Here is a 26,484-nt window from a genome sequence, read left to right on the forward strand (position 1 = left end):
TTATGAAAATGAACCCGATGATTGTACATAAGTTTGAAAGTAAGGCAGAAGAAAAGTTATTTCCGCTTTTTGAAAAAACCGAGTTGGAATCGGCAACAGTGTTTCATTCTTTAAATATTCCTAAGCATGAACGTAAGCAGTTCGCAGAAGCCGATTTTGTAGTGGTGTCAACTCTGGGGGTAATCATACTGGAGGTTAAAGGGGGCCGTGTATCAGTTAAACAGGGAGTTTGGTTCACCAAAGATGGTGCCGGTAATATTAATAAGCTAAAAGAGAGTCCGCTCAATCAGGCTAAAAGTGCTTGGGAAGCAATACGTAATATGCTGTCTGAAAAATCATTAGGTATAGATCTCAATAAAGTCAACTTTGGGTTTGGCGTAATGTTCCCTGATGTGAAAATGGGTGATATTGGTATTGAATTGGCCAAGGAAGAAGTTTTTGATGCGATCAACTGGGATAGAAAAAATCTTGGACGCTGGCTCGAGAAACTCTACAAACATTGGTCTAAGAAAACAAAAAAAACAGAACGTTTAACAGTGCATGAAGTGGAGGTGCTCTGTAGTGCCCTGCGGAGTGAGTTTGACAGAGAAAAGTCGCTGTTAGCTGAAGTAGGCGATAGCTGGGAACAAATGATAAGCCTGACTGACCAGCAGTACTTCGCTGTAGATATGATATTAGCGAATGACCAAGTAGTTATAGAAGGCGGAGCTGGAACTGGTAAAACGCTGGTTGCTGCTAGAGCTTGTGAAATACTCGATGCAAAAGACGTTTCTGTGTTATTTGTTTGCCGCAGTCCAGTACTGGCGTCATTTGTTAAAGGCCGCTTATCGAGAACCCGTGTTCATGTAATTAACTTTGCCAGTTTAAAGAGTCGAGTCGAGAAGGGCGACATCCCAAAGTTTACAGCTCTGGTGATAGATGAAGGCCAAGATATGCTGGATATAGATAGCATTGAAGTGTTGGACCGTTTATTTGATGGCGGGTTGAGTAAGGGTTGTTGGTATTTCTTTATGGACCCCAATAATCAGGGATCGCTTTATGCAGATATTGACAGAAGTGCTCTCGACTATTTGAAAGATTGCAGTTTTAAAATCCCTCTTAAGCGTAATTGTCGAAATACTCGCCAGATCGCAGAACACACTTTGATGTATACGGGGGGAGATATTGGTAATTGTCCCATAAATGCAGATGGCCTCCCCGTTATATGGAAAAACCTTAATTATGATTCAGAGCAAGCGCAGATCGAGTTGATAGAAACCCAACTAGATCAATGGATTAATGAAGAAAGTGTTTCTCCTGGAGATATCACCTTACTATCACCGTGTACGTACGAGGATAGTGTGGCTCACAAACTGGATAAACGCTGGAGGCGAAAAATTGTTGTTATCAATGAAAGCTTTGGTGAACGATGGATGGATACACAATTGCTTTTCAGCAACATTCGTGACTTTAAAGGGCTTGAAAATCGTTATGTGATGCTTATTGATAATGATGTTTTGGTTGAGCAGCCATATTCAATCAACTTGTTATACGTAGCAATGACACGAGCCAATGCAGTTTTGTGGATGGCAATCCCTAACAATAAAAAGGCTTGGTTTGATCAACAGCGCATTGATAATGCATTGTCGGTTTTAGAGTATGCAAAGGTGAAAAGGAATGGATAAAAATATGGAATTGAAAAGACAGTTATCCAGCGATCGTAATAATGTAGTTGAATATCTTCAATCACAGTTGGTGGGGCCTTCAAATGGGAATGATGAAACTTTACTAAAAAAAGATGCTCCTCATACCTATTACCTAATGGGGGCTCTTTTCCCCCAAGGAGCTGGCATCAAGAACCTAGAGGAGGGGGAAGAGGAGAATCAACTAAATGATGATCCTATTGCGATGGCTTATCAACTCAAACCTGCTTCTGTAGGCCTGTCATTTTATGTTGAGAGTGATGAGACGGTGCCTGAAGTCAGCGTGGAGCTTGCTGCAGCAACCTACACATTGAATGAAAAGCAATGGCTGAGAAGAGCTCTAGCTACACTTGAATCACCTGAACCTCATATTTTAACGCAGGGTGCAGGAAGAAAAATACCCAACGTACTGGGTGGACGTGCTGAGCTCGTTTCGACTTGGCGAAGTATGAGTAAAGGCTGGTTAGTTACCGTTACTCTAGTTAATTCACGTCATGTTATCGAAAATAAACTAGATCCTGAAGATGTTATCCATCAGGTATGGTTCCGCTGCTCTACACCCAATGGCCATATTGGTACTTATCCTTCGCCCAATCGTTATTCTTGGGATAAAGAAGAGGAAGAGTTGGCACTGATTTATCAGCATAAAAAAACCTTTGCTATTGGTCATGGCTGTGCACCGATGTGGCCGATAGTTAAACAGCAGGCTTTTGTGGCAAGTATTGAGACGTCTTTTATTCCGCAATATGAGGTACCACCGGTTACATCTGAATTGGCTGATGATCATGCGCTTAAGCACAGTGATGTCTTCTCTCTTCAGTATTTAGCCAATGATTCGATTGAATGGGAGCAAAAGAAACTAAAATTGGAAGCATTTATTCTCAGCTATACCGACTGGGTTAAAAATGAAAGTGAGAGAAAGATCCCAGCAGGACTGAGTGAGGCATCAAAACGAATTTTGTCTCGGTTGGATACCGCAGTTGAAAGAATGAATAAAGGTCTGAGTTTTTTATGTGATAACCCTGGAGCAAGGAGTTGTTTTGTCTTGGCTAACCGAATCATGTTGATGCAGATGATACATTCTGATGATGCCTTTGGCGGCACTATGCGTCATGCGAATAGTTTTGATATTACAGTACCCGACTATATGGATTCAATATGGGGGAAATTTCGTTGGCGTCCATTCCAGTTGGCGTTTCAGTTGTTGGCGATTGAATCTATAGGTAATAGCAATTCTGACGACCGTGAGGTTGCTGACTTGATCTGGTTTCCTACCGGTGGAGGTAAAACAGAAGCATATTTGGCTGTATCAGTATTTGAGTTATTCCATCGCCGATATCAACATGGCGACTCCGGTGGTGGTACTGCTATTATTCTGCGTTATACGTTGCGCCTTTTAACCACACAACAATTTCAACGTGCAGCGACAATGATAAGTGCTTGTGAAGTAATTAGAAAGGCTGATGCTGAACAGTGGGGTGACGAACCTTTTAGCCTAGGACTTTGGGTCGGAGGTAGCACTACACCTAATTACCTAGATTCTGATTCGGAACAATCGTTGGGTTCCTATCAGAAATATAAGATGGTGCGTGAGCAGTCCCGGCCGGAGAACCCGTTCCAATTAGTGCAGTGTCCTTGGTGCGGGACCCGTATTGTGCCGGAGGTTCAAAGTCAAGAACCAAAGGATTATGGGATTAGAGCTAGTGCTGCCAGTTTCAGTTTTTTCTGTCCTTCAAAAAAATGTACTTTTAATAAGCTCTTGCCTATTCAGGTGATAGACGAAGCGCTTTATGAAAAGCCTCCATCATTTTTGATAGGCACTATCGATAAATTTGCTCGACTGGCTTGGCGGGATGAACCTAGCGCATTTTTTTCTGGTGGGAAGCATAAGCGCCGACCACCATCTATGGTACTACAAGATGAGTTACATTTAATATCTGGGCCTCTGGGTACTATAGCTGGTGTGTATGAAGCTGCTATGGACGTTGTAATGAAGCAGCATGGTGCAAACCCAAAATATATTGCAGCAACTGCAACAATTCGTCGTGCAGAAGAGCAAGTTCGACGTTTGTATGCCCGTGATTGTATGGTTTTCCCTCCAACTGGCATAACGGCTGAAGATTCATTCTTTTCCAGAGAAGAAGCATCCAGTGAAACTAACCCCGGGCGCTTATATGTAGGTGTGATGGGGCAATATCATACGCCGGTAACTTCACTGGTTCACACCAGTGCAGCATTGGCGCAATCGGCCATTGATGTAAAGTTATCAAAGCAAGCTGCAGACGGTTATTGGACGCAGATTATTTTCCATAATAGTCGGCGGGAGCTAGGTAAAACAATGACTATGTCGTTGGATGATATTCCTAAAAGGGCGGAGGTTATAGCTTTACATGCCGCACATTCAAGAAAAATTCAGCCTATCGAAATGTCGGCCAATATATCGTCGAGGGAAATCCCTGAGATATTGGAAGCACTTAAAGCGCCTAAGGGGAATGCATTAGCTATTGACTGTTTACCTTGTACTAATATGTTTTCTGTTGGTGTTGATGTAAAGCGATTAGGGCTTATTCTGATGAATGGACAACCCAAAACAACATCGGAGTATATTCAGGCTTCTTCACGAGTTGGGCGTGATCTTATTCCAGGTTTAGTTGTAGCGTTCTATCCAAATAACAAGTCTAGGGACCGTTCACAGTATGAATCGTTTATCCCCTACCATCAGGCGCTTTATCGTGCGGTCGAGCCTACGAGTGTTACACCTTATGCACTGCCGTCTATGGAGCGAGCCTTACATGCGGCGTTGGCTATTGTCATGCGTTATTGTGCTGGTTTGTCTGGTAATGAAGGCGCAAAACATTTTGATAAATATAAACCTGAAATTGCTCTGGCTATTAATGCCCTTCGGCAAAGAATGTTGCTGGCTGAACCTCACGACAGTAAAACTCAGGCTGGTATAAATCTATACCTTGATATCTGCATTGCTGCTTGGCAGGAAAAGGCCGAACTATCAAGACAGAGCGGCATTCAGTTACGGTATGACGTCAAGTCATCACCGAACTTAGACCCCTTACTTATAGACTATAGGCCGGGAGCTGCTACAAAACCTGAAATTCCATGGCCCACATTGAATTCAATGCGGAATGTAGACAGTGATTGCAAAGTGTATGTATGGGGAGAAACAAAATGAGTATTGATAGAACGGTTAGGCGAGCGCAAACCATTACGCCATTTGGGGTTGGTGGTATTTATGACTTTGGTTCTGAATCTTTCGTGGGCATGGATACTACTAAATGGAAAATTAAGGGTGACCCCGATGTTCGATTACCCCGTTTAGAGCGTATTTTAAAAGTACAGGGATTTAGAGCTGCACCAGTCGCTGGTCAGGCACTTTTCCCTGGAGCCTACAGAAGTGGTAGCCCTGTACCATATTTACGTTTTCCCAGTTGGTTATTTTGTCCAAATTGCAGGGCAGTGAAGCAATGGTTTGCACGCATGGAAAAAGATGGAGAACACCCATCCTGTGAGTCTTGTGGGAAAAAAAACCATCTAGTCCCTATGCGTTTTATGGCGGTATGTAAAGGAGGTCATCTTACCGATATACCTTGGGATAAGTGGGCGCATATAGGTACCCGAAGTAATTGTAATAATCCACGTTTAGAATTTAAATCCGATCCGAAACGTGGCGCTGGATTACAATCTCTAGTCGTTGCATGTTTGAACTGTAAATCCGAAAATGATTTAGAGCGTTTACCGTTTAAAGATTCTTTGACAGGGGTTATGAAAGGGTGCAAGGGGACTCACCCATGGCAAAGTGGAGACCTAGCGGAATCCTGTGATCAAGTTCCTCAAGTGGTACAGAGGGGTTCTAGTAATGCCTATTATCCCGTTGTCGCATCGGCGATTGATATCCGAGTGGGGGAGAAGAAAGAAGATTCACTTTTTGATCTGATAAGGATTCACCCTCAGTGGCAACCACTGGTTGCACTTAAGGAGCATCTTCAGTCCTATGACGAGCCGGTGGCCTCAACGTTTATCGGTCCTATTGTCGCAGATGAAAAGTTACAAAAACTCAATGTAACAGCAGAGATTGTTTGGGAATGCCTGTTTGATACAAGGCAAGAGGGAGGTGCTTTACCAAGAGCTAATGAAGATGAAAGCCTCCTGATTGACGAATGGAAAGCTTTTCTTAACCCCCCTGAAAGTCTACCAGGTGCTGAGTTTATCGCTGAGAAAGCTAATTTGGATGACTTTATAACACAGTTGCCAGATGATGAATTGCAGTCTTGGACTGAATTCCGAAGATTAATAGCACAGGTCACACTAGCCAAAAAACTGAGAATTGTTCGCGCACTGAAAGGTTTTACTCGGTTAGACCCAAATTACGAAAATATGGTTACTCCCTCGCTAGGTGCAAGTATCAACTGGTTACCCGCGAATGAAATTTATGGTGAAGGTATTTTTATTGCACTGGATTCTGAGGCTTTAGATAGTTGGGAGAAGCGGCTACCTGAGCAGGTACTTGCTGGCATGCGTAGCGCTAGGAATCGTTCCACTTTAGGTTTTTTACCTGAGGTTACAGATCGATTCGTCTTATTGCATACTTTATCTCACTTACTAATTCGTCAATTATGCTTTGAGTGTGGTTATTCTTCTTCATCATTATCAGAACGTATTTACAGCGATGAAAAAGAAGAAATGGCTGGAATATTGATCTATACAGCTTCCGCTGACAGTGAAGGTGCATTGGGTGGGTTGGTAAGAGAAGGATCTCCCGATAGGCTCTACAGCACTCTTAAAACCGCATTATTCCGTTCAAACTGGTGCTCTAGTGATCCAATTTGCAGTGAGATGGAACAACAGGGAGTGCAAGGTCTTAACAAGTCTGCTTGTCATGCTTGCACCTTGGTTGCCGAGACCAGTTGTGATCATGCTAATAGTTTGCTTGACCGTTCAGTTATTATAGGCACCGATGATACTCCGACAATAGGATATTTTAACTCTTTTATATCTTTAATTGAGGACTCAATTTAATGCGTTTGCCAAAACGATCTGAATTAAGTGTTCAGCAGGAAGATTTTTTGATGGAGGCTCCTTTTGATCGACCAGTATTGTGTGTTGGTCCGCCAGGTACTGGTAAGACTGTTTTGGCACTTTATCGTGGAGCAATGTTAAATAAAAAGGGGGAAAATGTTGACTTTATTATGCACAGTAAGTTGTTGAATCGGTATGTTGAGCGTTCCGTTGAAGAGCTTGATATGGATTTTGATTCAAAAACTTGGCATTCGTGGGTATATAGTTTGTGGCAAAAAGGCAATGGCCGCTCTAAGTTTCCGGAACTCGAAAAATATCTACCTGACTTTATAAAGGCTATTAGCTTGGTAAAGGAGGGGAAAACCACGAAGTTAAAGAATATGTATTGGGAACACCTCATTATTGATGAAGGCCAAGACTTCCCAAAAGAGTTTTATTTGTTTCTAACGGTTTTGCGACATGAAGAAAATATGCTTGCTGGACGACGGACACCAGCAATCACCATATTTGCTGATGAGAATCAACGTATGGAAGAGACACGGAATTCTACGATTCGAGATATACAGAGTTACACTCCGGATATTGTTAAATACGAAGTGACCTTCAATTATCGTAATTCTGGGCCAATTGCAAATCTGGCTAGTTATTTTTATGTAGGATTGTCTACTGGGATTCCTGATGCACATAAAAATCCGATCGGCTTAATGCCCCAAATTCGACGGTTTGATAGTCTCGAAGATGAACTACAATCAGTAGTGAGTTGGTTGCATAACAATGATGATCTTTCCGTCGGTATTATTGTACCTGATAGGACGGTGCAAAATAGAATTGTTAATATTATTAGTCCGTTGGCAGCAAAAAAAAATTTTAAGGTTCAAAAGTACTCTTCAGGTACTGATGCAAATACAATAGATTTTTATACTAATCGAACTATAACAGTAGTTTGTGATAAAAGTTGTAAAGGATTGGAGTTTGATAGTGTTTTCATCCCACAGATCCAATGTTATAAAACTGATGGAGCTAATGAAGACTTTTTTAAAATGAAGATGTATGTGATGGTCAGTAGAGCAAGAAGTTACCTTCAATTCTCCTTCTCTGAGTGTACTGAAAGTCCACAAGTATTAAAAATGTTACCTACTCCAGAACAGGAGCTTCTCAAATGGAGAATATAATTGATATGCAAGGGCTACATTTAAGTCACTCAAATGAAGATCGCTGTTATTTCATAACTAGCCAGCGAAACTTAATGTCCTTTCTTGGTGCCGGGATGATTGTCCCAGCTAGCAGTCAGTTTCGGTATAAAGAAGACAGTAGGCAACGTTTCGATGGTTTAATACCTTTTTGGAAAGGAGGGATCCCTGCGTTAAAAGAGAGCATGGGGTGGGTTGATAGAAAGCGGATGGTAGTTCTTGAATATTATATTGATGATATTAGGATATTTGCTGATAATTTTATAGTGGCAGAAAACATAAATCTGATGGTCGTGAACGCACCTATTCCACTATTGAATGTTGTTACCGTATATCTAGACTCAGATGAAGAGATTAAAGATTTTGTTATGCGCTTACCAAGTGACGTCATAGTTGAATCTAAATTATTCAAAGCCTTACCAAGTTTCAAACCCATATATGAAGAGCCTCTAGAGGAAATGAAAGGGGTAGTAGATATTGCTCCAAAAGTATCTTTTATTGATTCGTTTGGGGGAGGAGTAAGGGCTTTAAATCACTTAAATTCCCTGCATTTAGAAAATAATTCATACTTATCAGGTCTACTTTTATGTTGTTTGGATCATTATGGTTATAAAGCATTATGTTCACCTAATAGTTATCCTTTAGAGTGTAAAACAGAAATTTCAGATTCGGCCAAATGTATCATTCATCGATTATTACCAATACTCCAAGGAGTGAAAGTTGAGGAAGGGTATGATCAGTTTTATATTTTGGAAAGGCTCGAAGCATCCCTTCATCAAGAGGGCGAAAACTTCTCTGCTGAAGTTGATGAGTGGTTAACCTATGTAAGAAGAGTGTTAGAAGCAGATATTGAAGCTCCTGTTTTAGCTGATGATGGTGATCTATTTAAAAGAGCTATCCTTTTATTTTTGTTGCGTCCAAACTTATCTAGGCTAAAAGGATCTGCTGACTCTGCAATATCACCGGGTCCAATAGTTTTGTCTATTGCGGTTTTCTTTGCTGGGTATACTGACGGGTTGTGTCGATTAGATGCTGAATATAAAGGTCATTATGAAGAGTTTAACCAGTTTGCGAAGTTACTGATAGACAGCCTATGGAATAACTTTGAAGTAGTTATAAATATTTCTTGCTTGCAACAATCAGATAATAGTTCTTCTTTAATATATGAGTTAAATAACCAAGCGAGACAGCAAGTATTTAGTACAAAGTTTATGATATTGGATCAGGTTTTTAATTTATTAAAATTAGCTGGTTACGAGTTAATATTTGATCGTCAAAAACAAGAGTTATTGTATGATTTTAACTTGGAAGGTGGTCGGCATCAGGTTGTTTACATTGAAATGATGAAACCGAAGGTTGAAGGTTTAAATATAGTTAAAATAGTTTCACCATGTTTAGATCTTAGTGGGAGTAAACTAAAATCATTAACAAAAAATGTTGCTGTTGATTTTCTTAAACGAAATAGCTCTGATTCAATGTTTTGTTCTTTTGCTTTCAGTGAAAAACGACAGGCTATAGTAGCTCAATCATTACAGGTTGTTAATACCTTGAATGGAGAGGATCTCATTGCTTTTTTAAAGCATATTGCTGAAGTGGCAGATGAATTTGAAAGAGATATTCTTGGAAAGGATTATTTTTAGCAAGCATGCAATACACAGGGTAAGAACGTGAACGTTTTTCATACTGATTAAGTATGCTTTTAGAGCTATATTTGTTCAGTACGTTATCACTTCATGAATGATTGGAAGTTATTGAGTATTGAAATTATTCATAGTGTTCAAAAAACGCACACTCATGCGGTTGCCCTGATACAACATACTAGCTTAGCCATTCCAAATTAAGCTAGTTTTGTTACGAGCTTATACAAATATTAACTATTCACTATTGTTTAAAATAGCCTTCAATTGTTTCGCTATTTTCTTTGCCAATAGTGGATGGCGCTTTACTAAGCTGGACTCTAAACCTATCTGAGAATTTTCCACTTTCCCAGTTTTTATGCTCAGGCCGTAAACCCGGTAAATCAAATTCTTTATGCCCCTTCGGTGATTTACCAAACACTTTTGCAAAACATGCAGCATATCCATAACGACCTAAGTCACTATTCATGTGTCCACGAGTTTCATTGTTGAGCCAAACATTTAATTTTGAATCTAGATACCAGTCATCAAGATATGGTATCTCAGTCGAACCGTTACCGGATACCTTTGGATACCTTATACTACCAGGTGAGCCATTTTTGGTTATATACTTGGCTGTTTTTGACAGTTCTACAGAAAGTTTTTTGCTGGTGGTTGAACTTGCCAAAGCTTTAAGCTGTACTTCAATACAAACTTGCCAAGCTTCTGCAGAGTCAGGCCCTTTACTGAGTTTGCTTCGTAGTTCTGGAAGGTTACCAATCACCTTTTCAACTGTAACTGAATAGTGCTTTGTTAACGATTCAAGCTCACCAGAGATATCATCTCTGATACCGACAAGTATTACACGGTGCCGTGCTTGTGGGATCCCGAACTCCTCAGCTTTAATAATAAATTTTTTGGGGTCTAATAAACTGGGATCATCTCCTTTTCTAAAAATTTGATTATCAACTAGTGAACATATTCTGTACGTATGGCCTGATTTTGAGGCTTTAAGCGCTGTGTCGGGATCTACTAGGTCATTAAGTATTTCGTCAAATATTCTTTTACCTCCTACTTTGGCTGACAGGATCCCTTTTACATTCTCCATCACAAATATGGCAGGATGATATTGTTGAATAATCCTTAAATATTCTTTGTATAGAAAATGACGATGATCCTCTTCAGCTTTGTATTCTGCATTTCCTTTATTTCTCGCCCGGCCCACTAAAGAATATGCTTGGCATGGAGGACCACCGATTAGAACCCAAGGTTTATTCGTATCTAGTTTATTTTCGATAATTTGGTCTAGTTCTGTATTGCCTTCAGGGGAGCCTAATGTAATTTGGCGAGCTCCTAATCCTGCCTGTTCCCATTCTTTTATAGTTTTAGATGTATAGGGTTTATCAGTATTACCGTTACAAAAGTCATAATAATCATGTAACCCTTCAGTATTTTCTCTGAGTAATATCCTGAAGAAGGCCCGAAGCCTAAGTGTTTCATGAGCCGAAGAATCTTTTTCTGCAGATACGGTAATGTTGAAGCATTGATTATTTTTAAGTGATGAAAAACCTTCGCCAAGACCACCAGGGCCTGCAAATAAATCGATAATTGGTATTGGTGAATTAGGCATTTTAATCATTACATCTTGGAAATATTAGAATCGCCAGGATACCAGGATAATGATGCTTATACTAGTCTATCAAATACTCAATGTTTCAGGTATTAGCTAACTGTATGACCTTGTTGACAAGTAAGACTCTCCAAAAAAGTACTTATATCTTCGAACAATTCACTTTCAAAAATTATGTCACCATCAGAACTGTAGATTTCTGGATGTGTTTCATCCCTTTCGTTCGTAGCTTCTTGGATTAAGTAACGGCCGTTTGAGTCTTCACGTTCAGTTGGATCAACATGATCAACCCATAAGACGTAGTACTGTTGCCCGATGCTGAAGTAAAAGCTTGGACTTACATCGTTATGCCAACTTTTATCTTTAAGATAAGGGTAATCGTTTAAGTTGAAGCCTAAGTCAAAATCAGTACCAAATTCATTTTTGTATAACATCTGTATCTCCTTTAAGGCCGTAATGATTCTTATTATTAAATTTAGTTGTTAATGATAGTCTGCAATGATTTGGATAATGTATTTAGAGCTTCTTTCCTTTCTTCAAAATAATCATGCTGATTATAGATCCCTTCTACACCTTTAAGCTTATGATTCAGGCAACGCTCTGCTACATGTCCGAGCGTACCTTGCTTAGCTAGTAGAGTACGGCAAGTGCGGCGTAAGTCGTGAACGGTAAAGTGGGCCATATCACTCATTACGTTGGGAGGTTGTTTCTTTTTACCAGCTTCATGACCAAAGAGTTTGGTTATTGCACGGTTTAGAGTATCTCTACCCATGTGTGGGTTCTTGCTTGAACGTCTGCTAGGAAACACATACTCAGATCCACAAGCTCTTACCTTTAATTCTTGTATCCAGTTCATGACAACTTCAGGTAATGGAATAACAATACCAACACCTGATTTACTGCGCTCTTTCGATAAGTTCCAAACCTGCTTCTCTAAATCCAATTCCTTCCATGGCGCTTCTGCCAATTCAGACTTCCTAATACCCAATGTAACCAGTAATGCACAAGCTAGATAATTGTCACGGCTAAAGCTGTCTTTGTTGTCTCGTGCCGTATGAAAGAACTGAGTGAGCTCTTCGATGGTTAATGCTCTGTCTTTGCTTTTTTCCACGCCACCAGCATCAGTAACAGAAAATGCACTCGCTGGATTTGCACCAAGCAGATCCAGTTTTATGCCGTGATTGAAAAGTTGTTTACAGTACATCAGAGCGTCGTTAGCGATCGCTGGACGGCCAGTAGCGGCAATGGCCTTCAATACTTCTCTTATGTCTCTAGCGTTGACGCTATTGACGTTAAACGTACCTATATGTGGCGCAATGTCTTTGCGGTAGATGCGTTCGGGGATTTCGTGGTGTTTGAGTCTTTTAACGTTACCGATATGCCAATCGGCGAAGAGGTCATCGACGGTTTTAATTTCGGCTTGTTCGGCGCGTTTCTTCGCGACAAGAGGATCTAAGCCATCGCGAAACTGCTTCATTTTAACTGCGGCGTCGGCACGAGCATCAGCAAGAGAAAGATCACTGTATTTGGCTAGTGTCATTTCTTTGCGTTTATTGTTGGCCGTGTAGCGGAGCATCCAAAACGCTTTGCCGGATTTGGGTACAACAAAATACAGGCCTTCACCATCGGCGAATCGACCAGGCTCTCCCTTGGATTTTGCTGCTACTTCCTTTGCGGTTAATTTTCCCATCAGCTCTAGTTCTCCAGCCAATTATAAGGGTGGGTGCTTTACCCACCACTACACATTGACTAGATACTAGCATACTCACCATATTACCCACCAGTTAGTTCGAGAAAGTGGTGGGTATCTTTGGACCTCTATGGATTGAGTTTGAAAGCAAATCCTTTTAAAACAATGGATATGTTACGTTTTTGGACCTAAATGGACACTATTCAACGTTTTGGATCTGCTCGCGCATTTGCTCAATCAATACTTTTAATTCAACAGCGGCTGAAGTGATTTCTGCACTGATTGATTTTGAGGCTAAGGTGTTTGATTCGCGGTTAAACTCTTGCATCATAAAGTCTAAACGACGACCTTCGCTGCCGCCTTTTTTAAGGATGCGGCGAGCTTCAGTTACGTGGGCTTCAAGGCGATCCATTTCTTCGGCAACATCTTGCTTTTGCGCTAGGAGTACCATTTCTTGCTCAATGCGCGAAGGGTCGAGTTCTCCTGAGATATCGGCTAAGCGGTTGGTGAGCTTGTCGCGTTGGTATTGCATCACGGTTGGCATGTGTTCGCGCACAATATTAACCTGCTCCATTACGCCATCTAAACGGGTCAATAGCATGTCTTTAATCGCTTCACCTTCACGGCCGCGTGCTTCGATAAACTGATCGATTGCACTGTCGAAGGCTTTCATTAGCTCTGCGCCAATGGCATCCATGTCTTGCTCGGCTGATGCGAGCACGCCTGGCCAGCGTAATACTTCAGTGAGGCTTAATTCGCCTTGACCGGCTTCTTGCTTTAACCAGTTAGCTGCGCTTAATAATTGCTTTGCTAATGGTTGGTTTAGCTGTAATTCGTTGCTGCTGTTGTCGGCTAGCTCATAACGTAGATTCACTTCTACTTTACCGCGGTTAAGGCGTTTACGTAGGCGATCGCGTAAGACAGGTTCAAAGCTACGGAACTGCTCAGGTAGGCGCAGGTAGGTTTCTAGGTAGCGCTGGTTGACTGAACGAATTTCCCATGAGGCGGTACCCCATTGTGCTTTGTGCTCGATACGAGCGTAGGCTGTCATGCTTTGGATCATGAAGTGTCCTGTTAAGTTATTACGCAAATGTGGGTTGATTATAGCCGCTTTAGGCCTTGGGATTAAAGGATTAGTGCTGAGATTTGTGCTGTATCTTGGTTGATATCAATCATATGGATACTAAAGTGGGAGAGGTCATATGTTAGCGATGACGAATTGGATGGGTTTGTCGTGGCATCTGGCGGCGTGAACCTCTATAATATGCGCTCAAATCTGATATGAATTCGACTACAGGACTTTTCATGCGCCCAAGTAACCGTACACCAGCTCAAACTCGCCCTATTACTATTACGCGTTCTTTTACTGCACATGCTGAAGGCTCTGTTTTAGTTGAGTTTGGCGACACAAAAGTATTATGTACTGCCAGCTTCACTGAAGGTGTACCACGTTTTCTTAAAGGCCAGGGCCAAGGCTGGGTTACTGCTGAATACGGTATGTTACCGCGTTCAACTCACAGCCGTATGGACCGTGAAGCTGCTCGTGGTAAGCAGTCTGGCCGTACTCAAGAAATTCAACGTTTAATTGGTCGCTCTTTACGTGCAGCTGTAGACATGAAGTTGTTAGGTGAAAACACTATCGTTATCGATTGTGACGTGATTCAAGCTGATGGCGGCACACGTACTGCGGCAATTACTGGTGCTTGTGTTGCATTGGTCGATGCCCTGAACTGGGCTCGTGGCAAAGGCATTATTAAAGCCAACCCACTTAAGTTTTTAATTGCTGCTGTGAGTGTGGGTATTTACAAAGGCGAAGCGATCAGTGATTTAGAATACATTGAAGACAGCGCTGCTGAAACTGACATGAACGTAGTGATGACTGAAACTGGCAAGATTATTGAAATTCAAGGTACGGCGGAAGGCGAGCCGTTCAGCCATGAAGAATTAATTGAACTACTTGGTCTGGCTAAAAACAGTATTCGCGAAATCGTCGATGTGCAAAAAGCCGCATTAAGTTAATATGCTGTTGAAAAATGAGGACCGATTACGGTCCTTTTTTTATACCATTTCCATTAATTATGTGACCAATCAGAGCCACTCAGACTTTTCAGTTTGAGGCGCATTGTTGAAAGAATGGTTATTCCCTTTTAAGGCGATGCAACAAAGAAATGGAAAGTCTGAGTGTCTCCTACAAGGCGGGTTTCTGTGCCTTCTATACTGCTTAATAGCATTTTGACGTACGACTGCATGGATGCAGGAGGTAGAGTAACGCAGGAGCTGTTGCCGAGAGCAACTATGCCTACAATCCTATTACTTGCCTAGAAGACACAGAATTCCCGCTGAATGACCAGATAATTGCTGGAATTGGTATTAATCTAAAATTTGATGAAAGAGGAATAACCGTGAAAGCCTATCAACGCGAATTTATTGAGTTTGCTTTAGCCCGCCAAGTATTACGTTTTGGTGAGTTTACCCTTAAATCTGGCCGTACGAGCCCGTACTTTTTTAACGCTGGATTATTTAATACGGGTAAAGACTTAGCGCGTTTAGGTCGCTTTTATGCCGCTGCGTTAATGGATTCTGGTATTGAGTTCGATTTGTTGTTTGGCCCAGCTTATAAAGGCATTCCGATTGCCACCACGACAGCGGTTGCCTTGTGCGATCATCACGATGTGGATGTTCCTTACTGCTTTAATCGCAAAGAGGCTAAAACCCACGGCGAAGGCGGTAATTTAGTCGGTAGCGAGCTTAAAGGTAAAGTGATGCTGGTGGACGATGTGATCACAGCGGGCACAGCTATCCGTGAGTCGATGGAGATTATTAATGCCCACAATGCCCAACTTGCGGGCGTATTGATTGCGCTTGATCGTCAAGAAAAAGGCAAGGGTGAGCTGTCAGCGATTCAAGAAGTTGAGCGTGATTTTGGTTGTCAGATTGTGTCGATTATTAAGCTGGCCGACTTAATCAGTTACTTGTCTGAAAAGCCGGGCATGGAAGCTGAACTGGCTAGCGTCAGTGCTTATCGTGAGCAATATGGTATTTAACCTGAGTAAGGATCAGGTTAAATAGTCCTTTGTCTTTCTCAGGGCGTTGAATGAACTTGCAATAGGCTAGGTTTAAACTGATGCGCTGAGGCTGGACAATTAAAAAAGCTGCACAATAGTCATATTGATGCAGCTTTTTATTGCACATTTTGTGGTAATCCGTAATCCGTAATCCGTAATCCGTAATCCGTGTACGCTATTTCACTTGGTGTAAAAACTCAGCACGGGTTGCAGGGTTAGACTTAAAAATACCGCCAAGTGCCGTGGTGGTGGTTGAGCTGGTTGAGTCCATTACCCCACGGGATTTAACGCAGTAATGTACCGCATCCATTTTTACCGCGACGTCTTTGGTTTCAAGCAAGGTTTGCAACGCCACTAACACTTGTTGGGTTAAACGCTCTTGCACTTGTGGGCGTTGGGAAAAAAAGCGCACGATACGGTTAATTTTAGATAAACCGATAATTTTTGTGCGTGGCAAGTAAGCCACTGTTGCAAAGCCATCGATGGTCACTAAATGATGCTCGCAAGTACTGGTGAGGCTAATATCTTGCACTCGCACCATTTCATCAACGCCCATTTTATTTTCAATGACGGTGATTTTTGGGAAGTTTTCGTAATCAAGGCCCGAGAAAATTTCATCAACATACATTTTTGCAATACGGCGTGGCGTGTCTGCCAAACTGTCATCAGTTAAGTCGAGTGACATTAAGGTCAAAATCTCACGCATATGGTGTTCAATTTTAACTTTACGTTGTTCTGGCGTGGAAGTTTTGGGCAGCATTGGGGTTTCTAGCCCACGATCTTTTAGTGCTGCTTGTACTTTAATTGCGGCTTCACTGAGTGCCATATATCCTCCAACGACTCGATATCACTGTTTGTATGAGTGTACGCTAAAACGGGCTTAGCTGCTGCTAAGGGACGAGGAGAATAGCGCGATTTGCTGTAAATTAATACCGCAGCCAATAAAAAAGCCGATCCTATAGGACCTGGTGACCTTTCAAGGTTGTTTTTGCAACGAATTGTTGGCCATTACTTAAACATGAGCTATAAGGCAGAGACTTTGTCGTGTAGCTATTTATGTGACAGTCTATATCGCAGTAAAAAGGCCAATAATTCGCTGCCCGAAGGGTTCGGCTAAAAACGTTTTACTCTTTGTTGAATCACTCTTTGCGAATAAAGAGTTGCTTAGATGACTAGGCATCAATCTATTCGCCTCGATTAAAACGTTTTTAACTCGAACAAAACTCAACCAGCAAAGGTCAACAGGTCCTACTCAAGTATCGGCTTTTGTTAATTAAACGCTTAAGTGGTAACTACTTTACGTTTAAGTTCTCTTTAATGAACTTAAGCATGATGTCATAATATTTTTCACGATTTTCGGCGTTAAAGAAACCATGGCCTTCTTTTCTCCAAATCTCTTTTTGGAAAGGGTAGTTAGCTTGCTCCAACGCTTTTGCCATTGCTTCATATTGCTCTATCGGTGCGCGTTCATCTTCTTCACCATGAATTAACAGCACTTTAGCTTTTAGCTTACTCACATTGTGAGTCGGTGACATTGCACGAAGGCGTTGAATATCTGTGCCTAACACTTCTTCTAAGTATGCTCCACCACTGTAAGATTCAGGTACATCACCGGTTTTATACATTTGCTCTAAATCATAAACACCGGCAACGCCTACTGCGCATTTGAACATATCTGGCGCTAGCATTGGGCTCATTAGCGCTGAGTATCCGCCAAAACTGCCGCCCGAAATACACACTCTGTCTTTGTCGGCATAACCTTGATCGATGACATATTGGGTCGCATCAATAATATCGTATTGAATTTTGCTGCCCCAAGATAAGTAGCCTGACTCTTCAAATGCTGTGCCGTATCCACCAGAGCCGCGGAAGTTAACTTGCAGCACTGCAATACCATTATTAGCGAGTAATTGGTTTTCTGAGTTAAATACCCACAAGTCACGCGGACCATGTGGGCCGCCATGAGGATTAACCACAAGTGGCATATTTTTATGCTCTTTCATGCCGACAGGTAGCGTTAAGTAACCATGAATAGTTACACCATCACGGTTAGTAAAGCTGATTGGGCGTACTTCTGACATTTCGCTAGGGTCTAGCTTTGCGTTTTCAGCAAATAAGAATTTGAGTTTAAGTTTTTGGCGGTCAAATAAGTAATAGTCACCCGAGTTTCTATCATTCATCGCCATGACAATAAGCGTGTTACCGTCAACGGTTTCGCTGACAATACGAATGCGATGATCTGGAATTGCATCCATTAGCTGTCGTAGGGCTTTGGCTTTATCGCTTTGAGTATCAACAAAGCGATACTCTGGGTAGCCGTTTTCAAACTCAACAGCATAAAGGGCATTGGTTTGGTCACTGACCCATGTCATCAATGGATCGACAACATCGTGCTGGATAATTTTTTTATGTTTAGCTGTGGCGAGCTCAACTTCATAAATTGCGCGAGTTGCACCTTCACCATTTGCTAAAGCGTAAATTGATTTATTGTCTTCAGTGAACGAAAGCGGGTAGAAATCGGTGAGGCCGCCTCTAATTTTATCAGCATCAACCCATTCACCATTTTCATAGTAAAACAGTTGGTCATTGTTTTTCTCGTCTGTGGCGAAACTAAAGCGTATCTCTTCATTGTTATCAACAAGAAAGCCTGCATTGGCAATGGGTGATGTGGTAAGGCGTTTACGTTTACCTGAATAGACGTTGACTCTGTATGCCAGAGTGTATGCATAATTTTGTCTATTCCAAGGATAGGCCATCACATAAATGTATTTGTCGTCATCTTTTAACGTATCTAAAACAAATGCACTTGCACGGATAGCTTCGTTATTTGAAATACTGGTACCGGTTGATGTTCCGCCATTATAACCAAACAAGTATTTCGATTTACTGCCATCATAATTTACAGCTAATAACTCGCCATAATAGTCTGATACTTCGCGTTGGGCGTGTTTATAAAGTTTTTGTAATACTATTCGTTCGTCATTGACCCAATAGTAGCTACCGACTTCTTCATCGCCACTGAATTTTACCGCATAAGTTGGCTTCATTGATTCAAGATTTAAAATCAATAATGTGCGTTTTTCATCTTCCATTAGGATCACACCGAGGTGTTTACCGTCGGGTGAAATTTTTACGCCAGAAAACTCAGAATCAGCACTAAAATCTTTAATTGAAGGTGAGGCGAAGGTGTGGGTGGTGAATAAAATAAACAAACAGCAAGTGAGGTATAAAATGCGCAGCATGAATACAGTCCGTGTAATAAATGTTAAAAATGTAACGGCATTGTATTTTATCTGAGTTTTTGGAACAAGAGTTGCGGATTAATTATTCAATTAGATTAAGCGGATATAGGGAGGACACTAGAGCTACATACACATTGCATATAGCCCTAATGCTGGCTAGCTTCTCAACAATTGCTGCTGAATAAAGGTCCATTGTTCATCAAAATGTTGAGTGGGCTTTTGTTTAAATTCACTGCGGACAAATTGTGAAATTCTGCCTTCGGCAAACGCTAGTAACAAGTTAGCGAGTATGGCTTCATCGAGGTTGAAACCGACGCCTTCGCGTAAGGTTTTTTCACGCAGAATTTGTTTTATTTGGGTTTCTATTTTGGCAAATAATACATCGATACGGCTGCGTAAACGTTCATTTTCACCTAATAGTGCATCGCCGTTTAATACCCGTGAAATACCTGGATTACGTTCAGAAAATACCAACAATAATTGCAGCACGAGCTGGCAGCGGGTCATGGTGTCTTTTTCTTCGTCCATGATGATATTTAACCGCGAGAGAATCGCGTCTTCAATAAACTCAATCAGACCTTCAAACATGCGCGCTTTGCTAGGAAAGTGACGATACAGTGCAGCTTCTGACACACCCACTTCAGCGGCGAGTTTGGCGGTAGTGATCCGTTGACCTGGGCTGGTCTCAAGCATTTGCGCTAAGCATTGTAAAATATGCTCACGACGGTTTATTTTTGGGCTTTCGGCCATTATGTGTTCCTTGGCTCAGTGACTACTTGAAAAGGTTATTTGGTGCCTGAATGGCCAAATCCACCTTCTCCACGATCTGAGCTATTAAACTCATCCACTAGGGTAAATTCTGCTTGTACAACAGGGACAAACATTAATTGGGCTAAACGATCGCCAATGTCGAGTGTGAATGGTTTATCACTTCTATTCCAACATGACACCATAAGTTGCCCCTGGTAATCGGAGTCGATTAAACCGACCAAATTACCCAGCACAATGCCATTTTTATGGCCCATACCTGAGCGCGGTAAAATAACCGCTGCCAGGCTTGGATCGGCCACGTAAATGGCGATACCTGTTGGAATTAACACGGTTTGACCTGGCTCTATGACCATTGCCGTGTCGGTCATTGCGCGTAAGTCCATACCTGCGCTACCGGGAGTCGCATAAGCTGGCAGCGGGAATTCACTGCCAATACGCGAGTCGAGAATTTTTAGTTCAATGGGTGTTTTCATGATTTTTTTAGTTGTTGTTCTATCAATGTAAGTAATTGGCGTGCCAGTGTCAGTTTATCTGTTGCGGGCAGTTGTTGGCTGCCGTCTTGCCAAAATACTTGTAGTGCATTGCTATCGGCATTAAAGCCTAAGCCTTGAATAGAGACATCGTTAGCGGCAATCATATCCAGTTTTTTACGCTGTAGTTTACCGCGAGCGTATTGCTCTACATCGTTCGTTTCAGCAGCAAAACCGACGGTGAAAGGCCGTGTTGTGTGCTGAGCTACCGTGGCTAAGATATCAGGATTACGCACCAGTGCAAGTTGCATTTCTTCTGCCGATTTTTTAATTTTTTGATCGGCGACATCGGCAATTCGATAGTCTGCTACTGCGGCGCAACCGATAAAAATATCATGTTGTTCAACTTGTTGCATTACGGCGTCGAGCATTTGCTGTGCAGAGTCGACATCAATGCGCTTAACGCCAACTGGTGTGGCAAGGTTAACTGGCCCCGAAACAAGCGTCACTTCTGCGCCCATTTCTGCTGCAGCTTGTGCCAGAGCAAAGCCCATTTTGCCAGAGCTGTGGTTGGATATATAACGCACCGGGTCAATGGCTTCGCGGGTTGGCCCTGCGGTGAGTAACAATTTATGACCTTGTAAAGACTTTGGCCCAAAAAACTGCACCAGTTGCTCAGCTATGGCGACGGGCTCTTGCATGCGGCCTGGGCCAACTTCACCACAGGCTTGGTTACCTGAGGCTGGCTGCCAAATGGTTAAGCCTTTGCGAGCTAGATTGGCCATGTTCTCTTGAGTGGCGATGTTTTGATACATCTGTTGGTTCATGGCTGGGCACACAATGATTGGCGCGCTAGTGGCTAAACAGGTGGTAGTGAGTAGCTCGTCGGCCATGCCGGCATTAATGCGTGCCATCAAGTTTGCGGTAGCAGGAGCAAGTAACACTACGTCAGCCCAGCGTGCCAGCTCAATATGACCCATTGCGGCTTCTGCTGCAGGATCGAGTAAATCAGAAGCGACCGGATGGCCTGAAAGCGCCTGAATGGTTAATGGAGTAATAAACTCCATGGCGCTTTGGGTCATGATGACACGCACATCTGCGCCACGTTCTTTTAAGCGACGAATTAGATCGGCGCTTTTGTATGCGGCAATACCGCCGCCAATTCCGAGTAGTACTTTTTTATTTGTCAGCATGTTGTGCATTATCCGCCTCAAATCTCATTGCGGCTAACAATATCACAAACCTATGACAAGTTGCGTGGATCCAATCTCAAAAATATCGACCATACTGTGTAACTAATTTAAGAGAGTGTTTTCTAAAAATACAACAATTCAGGATTGGCGAAGTCGTTACGAATTTATGCAATGTGGTTGAATTTGTCGAGGGTATGACTTCTCACCGATAACAAGGAGCATACATGGGTATAAAAGATTGGCCTCAAGGAGAGGGGCCGCGCGAAAAGCTATTATTACATGGTGCAGGGCAATTGTCTGACGCTGAATTATTAGCGGTAATTTTGCGAAATGGTCTCGCGGGTCAAAATGCGGTGGATTTAGCCCGAGAAATGATAAATCAGTTCGGCGGTTTACGCAGCTTGTTAAGCGCCTCAAAGAGTCAGGTTTGTAAATTAGCCGGTGTTGGGCCGGTAAAATATGCTCAATTGCAGGCTGCGGCCGAAATTTCTAAGCGAATTGCGCATGAAAATCTACAAAGAGGGCAAATTTTGACAAATCCTGATTTAACTCGGGACTATTTAATGAGACAATTAGCAGACCGATCCTATGAAGTGTTCGCCTTACTATTGTTGGATACCCAACATAGAGTCATTCAATTTGTAGAATTATTTCGTGGCACCATCGATTCCGCTTCTGTTTATCCTCGCGAGGTTATTAGCCTTGTTTTGGAGAAAAAAGCAGCAGCAGTGATAGTGTGTCACAATCACCCGTCTGGCATTGCAGAGCCAAGTCAGGCTGATCGGCGAATAACTGAGCGAATAAAAAATGCATTGGCAACCATAGATGTTTCTTTGTTAGATCATATGGTTGTAGGTGATCAGGAGATAGTCTCCTTTGCCGAGCGAGGATGGATTGTATAAACACTGCTTGATCTTATATGGTCAATCGTGTATAAAATGCGCCCTCTTTGTGCCTCGGGCGACGGCCATACGAGGCACATTAATGCTCGAGCGTTAAAAATTTGTTTTGGAGAAGATTGACATGTCAAGAGTATGCCAAGTAACTGGCAAGAAGCCAATGGTTGGTAACAACCGTTCGCACGCAAAAAACGCGACTCGTCGTCGTTTTTTACCTAACCTACAAAACCACCGTTTTTGGTTAGAAGAAGAAAAGCGTTTCGTACAATTACGTGTATCTACTAAAGGTATCCGTATTATCGACAAGAAAGGTATCGAAGTAGTTGTTGCTGAACTTCGTGCCCGTGGCGAGAAGGTATAATAGAAAATGGCTAAATCTAAAGGTAATCGTGAGAAGATCAAATTAGTATCTACTGCTAAAACTGGTCACTTCTACACTACTGAAAAGAACAAGCGTAACATGCCTGAGAAAATGGAAATCAAGAAATTTGATCCAGTTATTCGTCAGCACGTTATCTACAAAGAAGCTAAAATCAAGTAATTGATTTTACTTCTTAAAAAAGCCCCTTAATTGGGGCTTTTTTTATGCCCAAAGAAAAGTAGGCTATACTGATACCAATCCGCATTAGAATGTGCTCTTTTAGCGAAAATTATCTATGCAGTCTTACGTTAACAAAGAAGTCCATGCTGATAAATTGGCCCTTCTGGGCTGTGCCACTAGCTGCATTACGGCTTCAAATGCCTTTGATGTAGGTGACTACACCTATACAGCCTCTAGTGATGCAGCCTAAAAAATAAGGATTGGTATGCTAAAGTTTATGCTGTTTGAGTGAGCTAAAGTGCGTAAGGTAAAACAGCCAATTAAGTTAAACTAACTTTATGGCTGTAATGATTTTTTCACACTTAACAGGCAAACTATTTTTTGTTTTGTGTGAAATAAAATGCTTTAAAAGTGAATTAAAATGCAATACCATCGTTAATCTATAGTACATTCTGGCTTGTAACCGCACTCAGGTTGCAAGTATGACTAACACCAAACTAATTACCGAGGTGAATTTGCCTGTGAGAACCACTGAACTGGTTGATGGATTTCGTCATTCTGCTCCTTATGTTAATGCCCATAGAGGTAAAACTTTTGTCGTCATGTTAGGTGGCGAAGCATTAGCACATCCGCAGTTCCGCGGCATTTTAAATGATGTCGCCTTGTTACATTCACTCGGAATTGAAGTGGTATTAGTTTACGGTGCCAGGCCGCAAATTGATGCAGGATTAAAAGCGGCAGGCATTGAGCCTGTTTATCATAATGGTGTGCGCATTACCGACGAAGACAGCTTAAAAATTATTAAGCAGGTTGCGGGCGCGACTCAGTTTGATATTACTGCAAGGTTGTCGATGAGCTTAGGCAATACGCCGATGCAAAATGCACAAATTAACGTAGTGAGCGGTAACTTCGTCATTGCACAGCCTTTAGGTGTTGATGATGGTGTTGATTTTTGTTTGAGTGGTAAGGTGCGCCGTATTGACGCGCAAGGGTTACGACGCCAGTTAGACAATAATGGTATTGTATTAATGGGGCCGATAGCGGCTTCTGTTACGGGCGAAAGTTTCAACTTAACCGCTGAAGAAGTCGCGACTCAAGTGGCTATTAAGCTTAAAGCAGACAAAATTATTGGCTTTAGTGATACTAACGGTCTTATTGGCAAAAATGGAGAAGTCATAGCCGAGCTCATGCCTGATGATATCGAAGAAATGCTGAAAACCATGACTGCAGATGATCATACCACCATCGGGACTATGGCATTTTTGAAAGCCAGTGTAGAAGCGTGTCGTCGTGGTGTACCGCGTTGCCACTTAGTGAGTTATTTAGACGATGGTGCATTACTGCAAGAGCTCTTTTCTCGTGAAGGTATCGGTACTCAGATTGTGACACAAAGTGCCGAGCGTTTACGCCGTGCGACGATCAGTGATATTGGCGGTATTTTAAACTTAATTCGCCCACTGGAAGAGCAAGGCATTTTAGTTCGTCGCTCTCGTGAGCAGCTTGAAATGGAAATTGAGCAGTTTATGTTGGTCGAGCGCGATAACTTAGTCATTGGTTGTGCTGCACTGTATCCGTTTGAAGAAGACAATGCTGGCGAGTTTGCGTGTTTAGTGGTGCATCCTGATTATCGTGATGCTGACCGTGGCAGTATTTTGTTGAATAACATTATTGGCCAAGCCCGAGTACGCGGTTATTCGCGTTTGTTTGCATTAACGACTCGTAGTATTCATTGGTTTTTAGAGCACGGCTTTAATATTGTTGATGTTGAAGAGCTGCCTAATAAGAAAAAGCAACTGTATAACTACCAGCGCCGTTCAAAAATTCTCGCGCTCGATTTATAAGCGTTTCGCACAATTAAAAATGCCGGTTATTCCGGCATTTTTTATGGGTAAAAGAAACGAATAAGAGCAGTATAATATGAGCTTTTAAAAGGAGGAACCGATGAATAATATCGTATTAGCCCCGCTTGATTCAGGCGCGATATACAGTTTTATCGCAATACTGTTAGGTTTATTAGCGCTAACCGTATTTATTTTTATTAAGTCCATCCCCAGCAACGCAAAATATTTAACCTTAGGGATTATGCTGCCATTAATGGGATTGTTTATATTTACGCTTTATCAATCATTTACCAGTACGATTTCGTGGGGAGACACAAGGCTGCAGGTCAATATTCCGCTGTATTCGAATACGATTGAGATTAACCAAGTTGATTTTGCACAAGCGCGTATTGTTAACCTGATTGAAGAGCCCGAATACGCCGCTAAATGGCGCACAAATGGTTTGGGCTTGCCTGGGTATGCTCTGGGTTGGTTTTCATTAAATAATGGCGTTAAAGCCTTGCTGTCTGTCACCGATCCTGTGCAGGTCATTCTTTTGCCAATAAGCCAAGATAGAGTGATTTTGGTTAGCGTAATCGATGCAGACGAAGCGCTAGCAAAATTGCATGCTAGCGCACTGCCCAAAAAGGCTATCGATTAAACCTTCACTGCGGCCGCTTTTTTATTGGCTACATGACGTCGCTGGCGTTGCAGTACCATGTCGCTAATAAATATCACCAGTGCGCCCCAGATAAAACAAAAAGTGATGCCTTTTTCAATGTCAAAAGGCTCATTAAACAGTTTTACTGCAAGAATGAACATGATGCTTGGGCCAATGTATTGGAAGAAACCTAAAATAGAAAATGGAATTCTGACTGCTGCACCCGCAAAACATAAGAGAGGGATGGTGGTAACAATGCCTGCGGCCAGTAAAAGTAAGTTAAGATTAAGGCTATTAGTTAACATGCTAACCGGTGAGCTGTCTAACGTTACTAATAAGTAACCGAGTGCAACCGGTAATAAAATGGCGGTTTCAACCAGCAAGCCAGATTTGGCATCAATATTGACTTTTTTGCGCAGTAAACCATAAAAGCCAAAGCTTGCAGCAAGGGCCAAAGACACCAACGGAATTGAACCAAACGAGATTAACTGCACCAGTACGCCCACACTCGCTAATGTAACTGCAACCCATTGTAATTTACGTAAGCGTTCGCCGAGAAACACCATTCCTAGCAATACGTTAAACAATGGGTTAATAAAATAACCTAAGCTGGCATCCAACATGTGGTCGTTATTGACTGCCCAGATAAAAATAAGCCAGTTTGCGGCGATCAATATCGATGTCGTCAGTAAAATGAGCAGTTGTTTGGGCTGTTTAAGAATAAGGCGTAAACGGCTAAATCCACCAATAAATTGCATTAAAATGATCATAAACAGAAATGACCATATCACGCGGTGCATTAATATATCAGTGGCAGGGACTTGATGTAATAATTTGAAATATAAAGGGGCGACACCCCAAATGGTGTAAGCGCAAATCGCGAGGAAAACCCCTTTACGGTATTCTAAATCAGGCATAATGGTCAACATTGGCAACAACGAAAGAGGGGCGATTGTAGGTCGCCCCCACTGATGGCACAAGTC

Annotated in this window: 22 protein-coding genes; 12 read left to right on the forward strand and 10 right to left on the reverse strand. The window is 42.0% G+C overall.

Annotation, left to right across the window (positions count from 1 at the left end):
* Positions 1 to 2 precede the first annotated feature (2 nt).
* Genes GQA99_RS13540 through GQA99_RS13560 form a run of 5 tightly spaced genes read left to right on the forward strand, consistent with a single transcriptional unit; the run spans position 3 to position 9,543 of the window.
* Positions 3 to 1,664: a nuclease-related domain-containing DEAD/DEAH box helicase gene (locus GQA99_RS13540; protein WP_160054434.1), complete on the forward strand. Its 1,662-nt coding sequence runs from the start codon at positions 3 to 5 to the stop codon at positions 1,662 to 1,664.
* Complete coding sequence (locus GQA99_RS13545; RefSeq protein ID WP_160054436.1) at positions 1,657 to 4,869, forward strand: helicase-related protein; 3,213 nt, start codon at positions 1,657 to 1,659, stop codon at positions 4,867 to 4,869. Before GQA99_RS13540 ends, GQA99_RS13545 begins: the two co-directional genes overlap by 8 nt.
* Complete coding sequence (gene drmB / locus GQA99_RS13550) at positions 4,866 to 6,713, forward strand: DUF1998 domain-containing protein (RefSeq protein ID WP_160054438.1); 1,848 nt, start codon at positions 4,866 to 4,868, stop codon at positions 6,711 to 6,713. Before GQA99_RS13545 ends, drmB begins: the two co-directional genes overlap by 4 nt.
* Entirely contained in the window at positions 6,713 to 7,885 is a 1,173-nt protein-coding gene (locus GQA99_RS13555) for an AAA family ATPase (RefSeq protein ID WP_160054440.1), read from the forward strand. The genes drmB and GQA99_RS13555 overlap by 1 nt, the downstream gene beginning before the upstream one ends.
* Positions 7,873 to 9,543 (forward strand): hypothetical protein, encoded by a 1,671-nt coding sequence (locus GQA99_RS13560; protein WP_160054442.1) that lies wholly within the window; start codon positions 7,873 to 7,875, stop codon positions 9,541 to 9,543. The genes GQA99_RS13555 and GQA99_RS13560 overlap by 13 nt, the downstream gene beginning before the upstream one ends.
* Before the next feature lie 241 nt (positions 9,544 to 9,784).
* Here the strand turns inward: GQA99_RS13560 and GQA99_RS13565 are convergent, their stop codons facing one another.
* The 4 genes from GQA99_RS13565 to GQA99_RS13580 all read right to left on the reverse strand — a co-directional run bounded on the left by GQA99_RS13565 (position 9,785) and on the right by GQA99_RS13580 (position 13,902).
* Positions 9,785 to 11,158, reverse strand: a complete 1,374-nt coding sequence (locus GQA99_RS13565) for a DNA cytosine methyltransferase (protein WP_160054444.1) — start codon at positions 11,156 to 11,158, stop codon at positions 9,785 to 9,787.
* Between the two features lie 83 nt (positions 11,159 to 11,241).
* Positions 11,242 to 11,583 carry a hypothetical protein gene (locus GQA99_RS13570; RefSeq protein WP_160054446.1) on the reverse strand — a complete coding sequence of 114 codons (342 nt, stop codon included), beginning with the start codon at positions 11,581 to 11,583 and terminating at the stop codon, positions 11,242 to 11,244.
* 41 nt (positions 11,584 to 11,624) lie between these two features.
* Positions 11,625 to 12,839 carry a tyrosine-type recombinase/integrase gene (locus tag GQA99_RS13575; RefSeq protein ID WP_160054448.1) on the reverse strand — a complete coding sequence of 405 codons (1,215 nt, stop codon included), beginning with the start codon at positions 12,837 to 12,839 and terminating at the stop codon, positions 11,625 to 11,627.
* Positions 12,840 to 13,038: 199 nt separating this feature from the next.
* Positions 13,039 to 13,902 carry a YicC/YloC family endoribonuclease gene (locus tag GQA99_RS13580; protein WP_160054450.1) on the reverse strand — a complete coding sequence of 288 codons (864 nt, stop codon included), beginning with the start codon at positions 13,900 to 13,902 and terminating at the stop codon, positions 13,039 to 13,041.
* A 242-nt stretch (positions 13,903 to 14,144) separates the two neighbouring features.
* On the opposite strand from GQA99_RS13580, the gene rph reads away from it, so the two are divergent.
* A complete protein-coding gene (gene rph / locus GQA99_RS13585) occupies positions 14,145 to 14,858 on the forward strand; it encodes a ribonuclease PH (protein WP_160054452.1) in 714 nt (237 codons plus the stop codon).
* Between the two features lie 383 nt (positions 14,859 to 15,241).
* On the forward strand, positions 15,242 to 15,883 hold the full coding sequence (gene pyrE / locus GQA99_RS13590; protein ID WP_160054454.1) for an orotate phosphoribosyltransferase: 642 nt from the start codon (positions 15,242 to 15,244) through the stop codon (positions 15,881 to 15,883).
* 196 nt (positions 15,884 to 16,079) lie between these two features.
* Here pyrE and folE read toward each other — a convergent pair whose 3' ends face one another.
* The 5 genes from folE to coaBC form a co-directional block, all read right to left on the reverse strand.
* A complete protein-coding gene (folE, locus tag GQA99_RS13595; RefSeq protein WP_101088524.1) occupies positions 16,080 to 16,730 on the reverse strand; it encodes a GTP cyclohydrolase I FolE in 651 nt (216 codons plus the stop codon).
* A 466-nt stretch (positions 16,731 to 17,196) separates the two neighbouring features.
* Positions 17,197 to 19,146 (reverse strand): alpha/beta hydrolase family protein, encoded by a 1,950-nt coding sequence (locus tag GQA99_RS13600; RefSeq protein ID WP_160054456.1) that lies wholly within the window; start codon positions 19,144 to 19,146, stop codon positions 17,197 to 17,199.
* Between the two features lie 156 nt (positions 19,147 to 19,302).
* Positions 19,303 to 19,896 carry a nucleoid occlusion factor SlmA gene (slmA, locus tag GQA99_RS13605; protein ID WP_160054458.1) on the reverse strand — a complete coding sequence of 198 codons (594 nt, stop codon included), beginning with the start codon at positions 19,894 to 19,896 and terminating at the stop codon, positions 19,303 to 19,305.
* A gap of 35 nt (positions 19,897 to 19,931) precedes the next feature.
* Entirely contained in the window at positions 19,932 to 20,390 is a 459-nt protein-coding gene (gene dut / locus GQA99_RS13610; RefSeq protein ID WP_160054460.1) for a dUTP diphosphatase, read from the reverse strand.
* Positions 20,387 to 21,580 (reverse strand): bifunctional phosphopantothenoylcysteine decarboxylase/phosphopantothenate--cysteine ligase CoaBC, encoded by a 1,194-nt coding sequence (gene coaBC, locus GQA99_RS13615; protein WP_160054462.1) that lies wholly within the window; start codon positions 21,578 to 21,580, stop codon positions 20,387 to 20,389. The genes dut and coaBC overlap by 4 nt, the downstream gene beginning before the upstream one ends.
* Positions 21,581 to 21,804: 224 nt before the next feature.
* On the opposite strand from coaBC, the gene radC reads away from it, so the two are divergent.
* The 5 genes from radC to GQA99_RS13640 all read left to right on the forward strand — a co-directional run bounded on the left by radC (position 21,805) and on the right by GQA99_RS13640 (position 25,501).
* Positions 21,805 to 22,482 carry a RadC family protein gene (radC, locus tag GQA99_RS13620; protein ID WP_160054464.1) on the forward strand — a complete coding sequence of 226 codons (678 nt, stop codon included), beginning with the start codon at positions 21,805 to 21,807 and terminating at the stop codon, positions 22,480 to 22,482.
* Positions 22,483 to 22,603: 121 nt separating this feature from the next.
* Positions 22,604 to 22,840, forward strand: a complete 237-nt coding sequence (rpmB, locus tag GQA99_RS13625) for a 50S ribosomal protein L28 (RefSeq protein ID WP_160054466.1) — start codon at positions 22,604 to 22,606, stop codon at positions 22,838 to 22,840.
* 6 nt (positions 22,841 to 22,846) lie between these two features.
* Positions 22,847 to 23,020, forward strand: coding sequence for a 50S ribosomal protein L33 (gene rpmG / locus GQA99_RS13630; protein WP_160054468.1), 174 nt, complete (start codon positions 22,847 to 22,849; stop codon positions 23,018 to 23,020).
* A 521-nt stretch (positions 23,021 to 23,541) separates the two neighbouring features.
* Positions 23,542 to 24,861, forward strand: coding sequence for an amino-acid N-acetyltransferase (gene argA / locus GQA99_RS13635; RefSeq protein WP_170293545.1), 1,320 nt, complete (start codon positions 23,542 to 23,544; stop codon positions 24,859 to 24,861).
* A 100-nt stretch (positions 24,862 to 24,961) separates the two neighbouring features.
* Positions 24,962 to 25,501 (forward strand): PH domain-containing protein, encoded by a 540-nt coding sequence (locus tag GQA99_RS13640; protein WP_160054472.1) that lies wholly within the window; start codon positions 24,962 to 24,964, stop codon positions 25,499 to 25,501.
* Here the strand turns inward: GQA99_RS13640 and rarD are convergent.
* The gene (gene rarD, locus GQA99_RS13645; protein ID WP_160054474.1) at positions 25,498 to 26,418 is read right to left on the reverse strand and encodes an EamA family transporter RarD; all 921 of its coding nucleotides are present in this window, start codon (positions 26,416 to 26,418) and stop codon (positions 25,498 to 25,500) included. The genes GQA99_RS13640 and rarD overlap by 4 nt on opposite strands.
* Positions 26,419 to 26,484 lie beyond the last annotated feature (66 nt).

Origin of the sequence: Shewanella litoralis, assembly GCF_009828585.1 — a bacterium.
Taxonomy (GTDB): Bacteria; Pseudomonadota; Gammaproteobacteria; order Enterobacterales; family Shewanellaceae; genus Shewanella; species Shewanella litoralis.

Excerpts from the sequence above, each read along its gene's own strand:
- GQA99_RS13540 (WP_160054434.1), top strand. The coding sequence starts at position 3 with ATGAAAATGAACCCGATGATTGTACATAAGTTTGAAAGTAAGGCAGAA.
- GQA99_RS13545 (WP_160054436.1), top strand. The coding sequence starts at position 1,657 with ATGGATAAAAATATGGAATTGAAAAGACAGTTATCCAGCGATCGTAAT.
- drmB (WP_160054438.1), top strand. The coding sequence starts at position 4,866 with ATGAGTATTGATAGAACGGTTAGGCGAGCGCAAACCATTACGCCATTT.
- GQA99_RS13555 (WP_160054440.1), top strand. The coding sequence starts at position 6,713 with ATGCGTTTGCCAAAACGATCTGAATTAAGTGTTCAGCAGGAAGATTTT.
- GQA99_RS13560 (WP_160054442.1), top strand. The coding sequence starts at position 7,873 with ATGGAGAATATAATTGATATGCAAGGGCTACATTTAAGTCACTCAAAT.
- GQA99_RS13565 (WP_160054444.1), bottom strand. The coding sequence starts at position 11,158 with ATGATTAAAATGCCTAATTCACCAATACCAATTATCGATTTATTTGCA.
- GQA99_RS13570 (WP_160054446.1), bottom strand. The coding sequence starts at position 11,583 with ATGTTATACAAAAATGAATTTGGTACTGATTTTGACTTAGGCTTCAAC.
- GQA99_RS13575 (WP_160054448.1), bottom strand. The coding sequence starts at position 12,839 with ATGGGAAAATTAACCGCAAAGGAAGTAGCAGCAAAATCCAAGGGAGAG.
- GQA99_RS13580 (WP_160054450.1), bottom strand. The coding sequence starts at position 13,902 with ATGATCCAAAGCATGACAGCCTACGCTCGTATCGAGCACAAAGCACAA.
- rph (WP_160054452.1), top strand. The coding sequence starts at position 14,145 with ATGCGCCCAAGTAACCGTACACCAGCTCAAACTCGCCCTATTACTATT.
- folE (WP_101088524.1), bottom strand. The coding sequence starts at position 16,730 with ATGGCACTCAGTGAAGCCGCAATTAAAGTACAAGCAGCACTAAAAGAT.
- GQA99_RS13600 (WP_160054456.1), bottom strand. The coding sequence starts at position 19,146 with ATGCTGCGCATTTTATACCTCACTTGCTGTTTGTTTATTTTATTCACC.
- slmA (WP_160054458.1), bottom strand. The coding sequence starts at position 19,896 with ATGGCCGAAAGCCCAAAAATAAACCGTCGTGAGCATATTTTACAATGC.
- dut (WP_160054460.1), bottom strand. The coding sequence starts at position 20,390 with ATGAAAACACCCATTGAACTAAAAATTCTCGACTCGCGTATTGGCAGT.
- coaBC (WP_160054462.1), bottom strand. The coding sequence starts at position 21,580 with ATGCTGACAAATAAAAAAGTACTACTCGGAATTGGCGGCGGTATTGCC.
- radC (WP_160054464.1), top strand. The coding sequence starts at position 21,805 with ATGGGTATAAAAGATTGGCCTCAAGGAGAGGGGCCGCGCGAAAAGCTA.
- rpmB (WP_160054466.1), top strand. The coding sequence starts at position 22,604 with ATGTCAAGAGTATGCCAAGTAACTGGCAAGAAGCCAATGGTTGGTAAC.
- rpmG (WP_160054468.1), top strand. The coding sequence starts at position 22,847 with ATGGCTAAATCTAAAGGTAATCGTGAGAAGATCAAATTAGTATCTACT.
- GQA99_RS13640 (WP_160054472.1), top strand. The coding sequence starts at position 24,962 with ATGAATAATATCGTATTAGCCCCGCTTGATTCAGGCGCGATATACAGT.
- rarD (WP_160054474.1), bottom strand. The coding sequence starts at position 26,418 with ATGCCTGATTTAGAATACCGTAAAGGGGTTTTCCTCGCGATTTGCGCT.